At 62.6% G+C, this 1,397-nt stretch carries 1 protein-coding gene and 2 pseudogenes; all 3 read left to right on the plus strand.

What is annotated here, in order from left to right; genetic code table 11:
* Positions 1-146: 146 nt before the first annotated feature.
* Positions 147-539, plus strand: a pseudogene (tnpA, locus tag JM946_RS31895) (IS66-like element accessory protein TnpA); the annotation flags it as partial.
* The gene (gene tnpB / locus JM946_RS29840) at positions 536-883 is read left to right on the plus strand and encodes an IS66 family insertion sequence element accessory protein TnpB (protein ID WP_203171112.1); all 348 of its coding nucleotides are present in this window, start codon (positions 536-538) and stop codon (positions 881-883) included. The pseudogene tnpA and the gene tnpB, both read left to right, overlap by 4 nt.
* Positions 884-1,064: 181 nt before the next feature.
* Positions 1,065-1,397 (plus strand): annotated as a pseudogene (locus JM946_RS29845) (IS66 family transposase); the annotation flags it as partial.

Consider the following 1,397-nt stretch of genomic DNA (forward strand, 5'->3'; position numbering starts at 1 on the left):
GTAAGCGTCCGCCCATCACCCTCTAGCCTGACGCAAGTGGTCACGCATCATGTCGCTTGAAGCGGCAAGAGTGTACGTGTCCGCTTGAGGTTCAGATGGACATTACAGCCAAGCGTGACGAAGAGACGACCGGCGAGCGTGCGTGGCGCCGGATGCGCACCCTGCAAGAGAAGCAGGCCATGGTGCTGGAGGCACTCCAGCCCGGCAGCTCAGTGGCTGCCGTGGCCCGCAAGCACGGCGTGAACGCGAACCTGCTGTTTGGCTGGTTGCGCCTGCACCGAAGCGGACTGCTGAGCGAACAGCGACATGCCAAGCCACCGCCGCTGCTGCCGGTGAAGATCGCTACGCCGACGTTAACGCCGACTGAGCCGGCGGCAACTCGCGGTGAGGGCAAGCGCACCAGGCGCCCGACAGATGCCGCCCCGGTCAGCGAGTCGCTGTTAGAGCTCGTCCTGACCGAGGGCACCCGCGTGCGCTTGTACGGCGAGGCGCAGCGTGCCGTGCTCGAGCGGATTCTTGAGCAGTTGTCACGACGATGATCGCTCTGCCCGCGGGAGTGACGGTGTGGCTGGTGGCTGGCGCCACCGACATGCGCAAAGGCTTCGATGGGCTGGCAGCGCTGGTTCAGATGCAACTAGCGGAAGATCCCTTCTCTGGACAGCTCTTCGTGTTTCGCGGCCGAGCCGGTGATCGAGTGAAGATCCTGTGGTGGAGTGGCGATGGGATGTGCCTCTTCGCCAAGCGTCTGGAGCGCGGCCGTTTCATCTGGCCGCAGGCCACGCACGGCGCAGTCACATTGACCGCGGCACAGCTGTCGATGTTGCTCGAAGGGATCGATTGGCGCCGACCTGTGCGCACTGTCGAGCCTCAGCTGGCGGTGTGATGTGATTTATTTGTTTCTTGCGGGTTGCGCGTGTGGCATCGGCATATGCCTGTTGTTATATTGGGGTATGCCTCGCACAGACTCGCTGCCCAACGATGTCGAGAGCTTAAAACAGCTCCTGCACGCCGCCCGCGATCAGGTGCAGAGCCTGTCTGCCCAACTACACTCCCGCAACGTACTCATCGAACAACTGAAGCTGCAGCTGGCGAAGCTGAAGCGATTGAAGTTCGGTCGCTCCTCCGAGCAACTCGATGCGCAGATCGCGCAGCTCGAACTGAGTTTGGAGGAGCTGGAGGCCAATGCCGCAGCAACACCCAACGTTGCAGATTCGACGTCCCAGGGAGCAACGAAGCCGGTTCGCCAGGCGCTGCCCGAGCAGTTACCGCGTGAAGCGCACGTCCACGAGCCTGCCAGCGGCACCTGTGAGTGCCCGAAGTGCGGTGGCAAGCTGCGCGCGATCGGCGAAGATGTTTCTGAAGTCCTCGAGTACGTGCCGCAGCACTGGAAGGTACAT

The organism is Steroidobacter gossypii (assembly GCF_016801985.1).
Lineage (GTDB): Bacteria > Pseudomonadota > Gammaproteobacteria > Steroidobacterales > Steroidobacteraceae > Steroidobacter > Steroidobacter gossypii.